This is a genomic window from Streptomyces sp. H27-C3 (genome assembly GCF_030063415.1).
GTDB lineage: Bacteria > Actinomycetota > Actinomycetes > Streptomycetales > Streptomycetaceae > Streptomyces.
The window spans coordinates 1-7067 of record NZ_JASITA010000089.1; the positions used below are offsets into that span (position 1 = coordinate 1).

At 68.4% G+C, this 7067-nt stretch carries 6 protein-coding genes and 3 pseudogenes; 3 read left to right on the forward strand and 6 right to left on the reverse strand.

The window, feature by feature from the left end:
* Window positions 1–124 (reverse strand): annotated as a pseudogene (locus QMK30_RS37880) (IS3 family transposase); the annotation flags it as partial.
* Between QMK30_RS37880 and QMK30_RS37885 the strand changes: the two are divergent.
* Window positions 71–1216, forward strand: coding sequence for a carbohydrate-binding protein (locus QMK30_RS37885; RefSeq protein ID WP_502963314.1), 1146 nt, complete (start codon window positions 71–73; stop codon window positions 1214–1216). The pseudogene QMK30_RS37880 and the gene QMK30_RS37885 sit on opposite strands and share 54 nt — an antisense overlap.
* A gap of 330 nt (window positions 1217–1546) precedes the next feature.
* On the opposite strand, the gene QMK30_RS37895 is transcribed toward QMK30_RS37885, so the two are convergent.
* Complete coding sequence (locus tag QMK30_RS37895) at window positions 1547–2404, reverse strand: alpha/beta fold hydrolase (RefSeq protein WP_283522879.1); 858 nt, start codon at window positions 2402–2404, stop codon at window positions 1547–1549.
* Window positions 2401–3024: a TetR/AcrR family transcriptional regulator gene (locus tag QMK30_RS37900; protein ID WP_283522880.1), complete on the reverse strand. Its 624-nt coding sequence runs from the start codon at window positions 3022–3024 to the stop codon at window positions 2401–2403. Before QMK30_RS37900 ends, QMK30_RS37895 begins: the two co-directional genes overlap by 4 nt.
* 226 nt (window positions 3025–3250) lie before the next feature.
* On the opposite strand from QMK30_RS37900, the pseudogene QMK30_RS37905 reads away from it, so the two are divergent.
* Window positions 3251–4015: pseudogene (locus tag QMK30_RS37905) on the forward strand (NADP-dependent oxidoreductase); the annotation flags it as partial.
* Window positions 4016–4785: 770 nt separating this feature from the next.
* Window positions 4786–5094, forward strand: a complete 309-nt coding sequence (locus tag QMK30_RS37910; protein ID WP_283522882.1) for a hypothetical protein — start codon at window positions 4786–4788, stop codon at window positions 5092–5094.
* A gap of 333 nt (window positions 5095–5427) precedes the next feature.
* On the opposite strand, the gene QMK30_RS37915 is transcribed toward QMK30_RS37910, so the two are convergent.
* The 3 genes and pseudogenes from QMK30_RS37915 to QMK30_RS37925 form a co-directional block, all read right to left on the reverse strand.
* A complete protein-coding gene (locus QMK30_RS37915) occupies window positions 5428–5853 on the reverse strand; it encodes a DUF3159 domain-containing protein (protein ID WP_283522883.1) in 426 nt (141 codons plus the stop codon).
* Window positions 5854–6200: 347 nt separating this feature from the next.
* Complete coding sequence (locus QMK30_RS37920) at window positions 6201–6395, reverse strand: alpha/beta hydrolase family protein (protein WP_283522884.1); 195 nt, start codon at window positions 6393–6395, stop codon at window positions 6201–6203.
* 22 nt (window positions 6396–6417) lie between these two features.
* Window positions 6418–6846, reverse strand: a pseudogene (locus QMK30_RS37925) (arginase family protein); the annotation flags it as partial.
* Between the last annotated feature and the right edge of the window lie 221 nt (window positions 6847–7067).

The window sequence follows — 7067 nt, forward strand, 5'->3', positions numbered from 1 at the left end:
CCTTGCGGCGTGGGCTGAGACCCGCCAGATCGGCCTCGCGCATCAACCGTTCGACCCGCTTGCGGCCCACATGGACGCCCTCGCGTTTCAGTATGGCGTGGACACGCGGCGACCCGTAGACGCCACCCTCGAACTACCCATCGACGGCTCGATCATCGATCCGGGAGCCGCCGTTCCCTTCAAGGTGACCGTCACCGATCCCGAGGACGGCACGATCGACTGCTCCAAGGTCAAGATCACGTTCATCGTCGGCCACGACAGCCACGGTCATCCGCAGACCTCCGGCACCGGCTGCTCGGGCACGCTGCAGACCATCGCCGACGGCGAGCACGACCCGAACGCGAACATCTTCGGCGTCTGGGATGCCGAGTACACCGACAAGGGTGCGAACGGACAGCCCGCCCTGACCACCCGCGACCAGAACATCAGCCAGTCCAGCCAGCGCCAGGCCGAACACTACGGCGGCTCCTCCGGCGTCCAGGTCGTCGAACACCCCACCGCACACGGCGGCAAGACGGTCGGTCACATCGAGAACGGCGACTGGATCTCGTTCAAGCCGTACGCCCTCGCCAACGCCACCAAGCTGACCGCTCGCGTCGCCTCCGCCGGAGCTGGAGGAACACTGGAGGTAAGGGCCGGCTCCCCCACCGGCACTCTGCTCGGTTCGGCGGCTGTCCCCGTCACCGGTGGCTGGGAAACCTTCCAGAACGTGTCGGCGAACCTCACCAACCGCCCCGCCGACACCACCACGCTCCACCTCGTCTTCAAGGGCGGCAGCGGCTCTCTCTTCGACATCGACGACTTCACCTTCACCACCACGGGAACCGTCGTACAGGGGAAGGAGATCAAGGGACTCGGTGGCAAATGCGTCGATGTCGCGGGCGGCGCGAGCGCCGACGGCACGCAGATCCAGTTGTGGACGTGCAACCAGTCAGCGGCCCAGAAGTGGACGGTCGGCGCCGACAACACCCTGCGGGCACTGGGCAAGTGCATGGACATCAGCGGCGGCGGCACGGCCGACGGCAGCAAGGTGCAGCTCTACGGCTGCAACAACACCGGCGCCCAGAAATGGGTACCGCAGACCAACGGCACGCTGAAGAACCCCCAGTCGGTCAAGTGCCTGGAGGCAGCCGGCGCCTCATCGACCGACGGCACCAAGCTCCACCTGTGGACCTGCAACACCGACGCCAACCAGAAGTGGGGTCTCCCCGGCTGAGCGACCTCTTGACTCCGTCGTCACCGCGGGAGGCGGTGACGACGGAACCGGCCGCGGTACCGGGCCGATGACGGCGGCGGGGCGCAACGCCGAAGCGCCCCGCCGCCGTTACGTTCACGGGGCTGAGCCCGCGTTCCTTCCGCGAGCTGGTGACAGCACTTCACCGGAAAGGCGCAGATCAGGCCCGCAAGGGCCACCCCCGGTCGAGATGGTCGATGATGCGGTCGGCAGGCGTCCCATACTGGGCCGCCTGCTCGCAGGGCCTGATCGATGTACGGATTGCTGTCGAAGGCGCCGCGCATGCACCGTGATCCCAGCTGAGTCTCATGGTCACTTGATCTCGTCCAGGAACGGGATGATCGCATCGAGGAAGCGCTCGTTCCGGTCGCCGGCCACCATGTGCCCCGCCTCCGCCACCTCGACGCGCCGCGCGTGGGGAACGCTGTCACAGAACTGCTCGGCGATGTCTTCGCGCACCACGTCGCTGATCGCGCCGCGGACGAGCAGAATCGGCACGTCGGCGTGGCGCGCGGCATCGAGGAGACGCTCCGCCATGCCGGGCGGGTCCATCCGGCCCTCGAAGCTGTCCAGCATCCGGGGGTCCCAGTGCCAGACCCAGCGATCGCCGTGGCGCCGCAGGTTGTTCCGTATCCTCTCGGGGCTGTCCGGACGTGGGCGATTCGGCAGGTGGGCGGACACCGCCGCGGCCGCTTCCGCCACGCTGAAGAATCCGTCCGGCTGGCGGCGCATGAACTCGACGATCCGTCGAAACCCGCGCGGGTCCGGTCGATGGGCGACATCGATAAGCACCAGAGCGCGAATCGGCGCCCTGGGTATCTCTCCGGCGGCGAGCAGCGAACTCAGGCCTCCGAGCGAGGCACCAATGAGTACCGGCCGGTCTCCGAGTTCGGCGACGAGCGCCCGGACGTCCTCGGCGAACAGGTCGAGGTCGTAGTTACCATCGACTGACCATTCGCTGGTGCCATGCCCACGCAGGTCCGGGGCGATGACTTGCCACCCCATCGTGGCGAGTTGAGGGCCGGTCCGGTCCCAGGCATGTCGTGTCTGGCCGCCGCCGTGCAGCAGGACAAGCGGGGGCGAGGTTGCCTTGCCCCACACATCCGCCGCGAGCAGGATCCCGCCGCGGCTCACGAAGTTTCGGGGCCGTGGCAGTGGGTCGGCCGTCATTTGGCGCCTCGGGTTCGCAGTGGCGCCAGCAGTTGGTCGCGGTGGGGATCCGCAGCCGCCGCGGCGAGTGCGACATCGAGCGCGAACAGGGCACGCGCGAGGAACTGGTCGTCATCGATCAGGGCGGCGACCCACTGGTGCAGCACGCCTACGCATGAGGTGGCGACAGTGGCGGCCAACGCGTCCGTGTGGATGTCGGCGCGCAGGAGGCCCTGTGTCTGCGCGTCCGCCATCGCCTGGCGAAGCTGGGTGAGCGGACTGCGGTCGAGCACGAGGCCGCTTTCGTCCCACTCACGCACCATGCGACGAGACACGACCGGGTCGCCCACGAACAGTTGGACGGTCGACCTGACGACCTCTCGCGGGTCGTTGGCTTCCAGTGCCGCCAGACGGCGCTCGAGTTCGTCCATGAACCCTGCGGCGAGCGCCTCCCAGATCTTGTCGCGCGGTCCGATCAGGTTGTACACGGTGGCCGGGGCGACCTCTGCCCGCTCGGCGATTCGCTCCGTAGTGATGACCGTTTCCGGGCTGTCTCGCAGGAGTTGGCGCGTCGCGTCGAGGATCCGGAGCCGTCGCTGGTCCTTGTGCTGCTCGCGTAGCCCGCCTTCGGCTGTCTGCATGGGCGCACATCCCTTCGTTACAACTTGGAGAGCACTCTAAAATTAGAGACCCCTCTGGATACGGTCAAGCGTTGAGGCAGCGCGGACCTCTGCGAGGCCGAACCAGCCTGCCCAGCACGAGCCGTACGCCACAGCCGCATAGATCACGCGGCCGACCGTAGCCGCCCCATGGTCTGTTCCTTGGGCGGATCCATGTGCAGGCGCCAGACCCAAAGCAGCGGGTCCGCTCCCGCAGACCCTGGGCCACGAGGCGGCGGGCGTCGTCGACGAGCTCGGCAAGGGCGTTGCGGACGTGACCGTTGGCGATCGCGTGTTCGGCTTCTCCGTCGAGGGGGCGGCCCAGGCCGAGCTGGCGGTGCAGTCCTACCATGCGCCGATCCCGCCATCGCTCGACTTCCCCGGCGCTGCCGCGCTGCCGGCCGCCATCGAGACGGCCACCCGTGCGCTTGACCAACTCGGCGTCGGAAGCGGCAGCACGCTGCTCATCAACGGCGCCGCCGGAAACGTCGACAGCGCCGCGGTTCGGCTCGCCGTGGTGCGCGGCGGGCGCGTGAGCGGCACCGCCAGTCCGGCGAGCCACGAGTACCTTCGCTCACTGGGGGCCGAGCCCGTCGCCTACGGTGCGGGCCTCGTCGAGCGGGTTCGCGCGCTTGCGCCCGACGGCGTCGACGTGGCGCTCGATGTCGCCGGGAACGGCATGCTGCCCGAACTCATCGAACTCGCGGACAGCCCGGAGCACGTCGTAACGGTCGCCGACTTCGCTGGCGCGCAGGAGCACGGGGCGACGTTCAGCCGTGGGGACACCGGCCGCGCGGTCCACGCGCTCGCCGAGATCGGCGAGCTGATCGAGGCCGGGTGCTTCTCGCTCCCGGTCGCGCAGACCTTCCCGCTTGCCGAGATCGCGGAGGCGCACCGCGTCAGCGAGGACGGTCACGTGCGCGGGAAGCTCGTGCTGCTGATCGGCCGATGCGGGCGCGATGACCGTGCGTGACCCGGCTCGCCAGGTAACGAGCGAGCTCATTGGGCTCGGTACGCGGAGCTGTTTCAATCGCCTGCCCCCTCACCTGCTACCGCAGACTCGCCAAATGAGATGACTTGTCAGACCGCCATGAAGCGGCCAAGCTCGCCTGACTTCTTCTGAAGGGCGGCTGCCCATGCCGCCTCAGAGGGAACCGGGGCGCTCGGGACCTGAATGTTAGGCCGGCTAACAGGCTGCGCAGCCAGTTCCAGACCTTGCTCTGGGGGCCCACCACCGACAACGTGACGACCCACCTGTTCCGTGAGGAAGACCGCTTGGTGATCACGCTGGAGTTCCGGCGTCGGGAACACCTGGACGGTACAGCCCCTGTCCCCGCCCTAACGCAACCGCACTGGGCTGGCTGGCCCCCCGGCGTCACGAGCGCCCGCCCCCAGGCCCGCGCGCCTTTGGGCGGGGGCCTGCGCAGGTCCAGGGCGTGGCAGTGGGCCGTGCCCGCCACCGGACTGTCCGGCACTGCACTGCACCGGGCAGGAAGAAGATGCGATGTCGGACAAACGGCCCAGCCAGCGGCCCGTACATCCAATCAGTCCAGCAGATGCTTTTGAGTATCGGCCCAGCGAGCGCGACGCATCTGATCGGCGTTCCGGTGCTCAGTGGGCCGGTCGAACCAGCCGCCGCAGCACTCCGCTCTGGGCGGCGACGTCATCCAGCGAGGTCTCCATCCCGCCGTTTTCTGGTGTTTCCCAGTGCACTGGTGACCTGATCACGAGGACAATTGCGTCATGCCTGCCACCACCGTCCTTCCGGACCGAGACGACTTCACCCGCCGACTGACCGCCGTGGATGATGAACCGCACAGGGTCGACGAGCTCTACCCGAAGGTCGTAGCGAGGGCCGGGACGCGGATGACGGGGCCCGGTTTCGTCATGGCGCTGCAGCTCGCCTTTGCGGAATACACCAAGGAAATGCCGCCCGTCATCGCATATGCGCTCGGCAAGGAGCTGGGCACCTACGTCCGAGCCGTCATCGACGATCCCGCCGCACGGCGCGAGGCACTGGACACCCTTGGCGAACTGGCATCGCCGACGTAGTGATCAGCACCTGGGCGATCCGACGTCGCAACGGCAGTCGAGTCTCCGCCCCGGCGGGACTGGCCGACACCCGGTCCGCATGTTGCGCGGGAGAAGGTTGGTGACGACGGTGCCGGGCAGGGGCGCGACGAAGAGTCCTGCCGGTGATGACACCCGTCGCGGCAAGCTGTGCGCGAATCGGCTTCGGCTGTGTGGGCTTTGTTGTGCAGGTGAGGGCGGTATGGCGTCGCACGGTCTGGGGCAGTGCGACGGTCGTACGGTCTCGGCGGTACGGCGGTCGTACGGTTGGGAACGGTCAGATACGTGCGGTGGGTGGGGGCCCGGCCTGTGCCTTCAGCCGCTTGCCGGAGCGCCGGGCTGCCCACAGGACCACCAGGAAGGCCAGTGCGAGCAGCGGGTAGCCCATCGCGATTTTCGAGACGCCAGCCAGCCCGTGGAGTTCTCCTCGTACAACCACTGCTGTACGACGAACCTCGCCGCGAAAACTCCCGTGCGGGTGAGGGTGGCGATGGCGTAGTAGCGCCGCGAGGGCTTGTCCTTGAGCCAGGTGGTGCCGGTGCCGTTGAGCGCGCCCCAGACGATGCCGGCCAGGGGCCTACGTATGAGGAGCGAGAGGAGGAAGAGCCCGCCGAGGAGGAGGTTGGACCAGATGCCCAGCAGGAAGTAGCCCTTGGCCGATCCGGTCTTCCAGGCGGCGAACGAGGCGAAGGCGACGCCGAACAGGCCGGAGAGAGCGGGCTGGAGCGGTTCCTTGCGCACCAGCCGCAGCACGGTGAGCCGATGCCGATGGCCGTGACGATGGCGGGTGTCAGTCCGAGGGAGGCGTTGGCGAGGACGAAGGCCAGGATCCGCAGCATCGTGTACACCAGCCCCGAAGCGCCGCCCAGTTGCTCCAGCGGCCGTCTGCTTCGGCTTTGGGTCTGTGGTGGTCGTGTCCGGCTCGTGGGGGCCGGTAGCCGAGTGCGTGGGGTGTATGGGTTCAGTCGTGATGCGAGATCAACTCACTGAAGTGGTGTGGTCTGTACGGCATGTGCTGACTGTTGTGCCCCGCTGTCCGCGGCGGGCTCCGGGGGCCCGGTCCGGTGCCGGAACCTCGGGGCCGACTGCTACGTCGCGTCCGGCCGGCCGTTGAGGTGGCGGGCGAGGAAGCGGTCGGCCATGCGGTACATGTCGATGTTGTTGTCCGGGTTCACGAAGCAGTGGCCCTCGTTGTCCTTGACCATGTACTCGACCTCGACCTCGACGCCGCGGCCGCGCAGGGCGTCGACGATCCGGTCGGACTCCGCCTTGACGACGCGCACGTCGTTTCCACCCTGGACCACCATCTTCGCCGCCCGCGGCACCGATACCGTCGGAGTTCCCGGGGTGCCGGAAGTCCGCGGGTCCGTCGATGACGGCGAGTCCGTACCGCCCGATGCGGCGGAGGGCGAGCGAGGCGCCAAGCTGGATGGAGCAGTCCCCACCCAGGACGACCGGGAAATCCCCTGCCCGGACGTGGTGCTCGACGCGGTCGGCGAGCTTGCAGGTGTACGTGGCGATCGCCTCAGCGTTGAATACGCCGTCGCCCTCCCTCCAGCCCCCGCGGTCGTAGCCGGGCGGCACGACGACTCCGCCCTCGTACGCCCCGAGCCACCGCACCAGCCGCTGCTCGCGCAGCGCGCCGGCCAGCTTGTAGCACCCGGGCACAGCGCCTTCTATGGGCGGCCGGAGGCCGAGGTTGGACGGAGCGTCAATGACAACGATGCGGCGCATCCGGCCATTCTGACCGTGGGGACCACAGAGTTTCACCACCAGCGGAAGCAGAGCGTCCTACGGCGGGGCCTCGGGGCCGCCCGGGTGCTCCGCGCCCCCTCTCTGTCAGCCTTGGGTGAGACGTCTCGCTTCGGCGGGTTAGCCTGAGAGGGCACCGACAGGAGAATCACCCCCTCATGACCAGCACCAAGCCCGCCGGATCCGACCCGGCTCCCAGGCCG

Coding starts and splice junctions, on each gene's coding strand:
- QMK30_RS37885 (WP_502963314.1), top strand. CDS start 71: ATGGACGCCCTCGCGTTTCAGTATGGCGTGGACACGCGGCGACCCGTA.
- QMK30_RS37895 (WP_283522879.1), bottom strand. CDS start 2,404: ATGACGGCCGACCCACTGCCACGGCCCCGAAACTTCGTGAGCCGCGGC.
- QMK30_RS37900 (WP_283522880.1), bottom strand. CDS start 3,024: ATGCAGACAGCCGAAGGCGGGCTACGCGAGCAGCACAAGGACCAGCGA.
- QMK30_RS37910 (WP_283522882.1), top strand. CDS start 4,786: ATGCCTGCCACCACCGTCCTTCCGGACCGAGACGACTTCACCCGCCGA.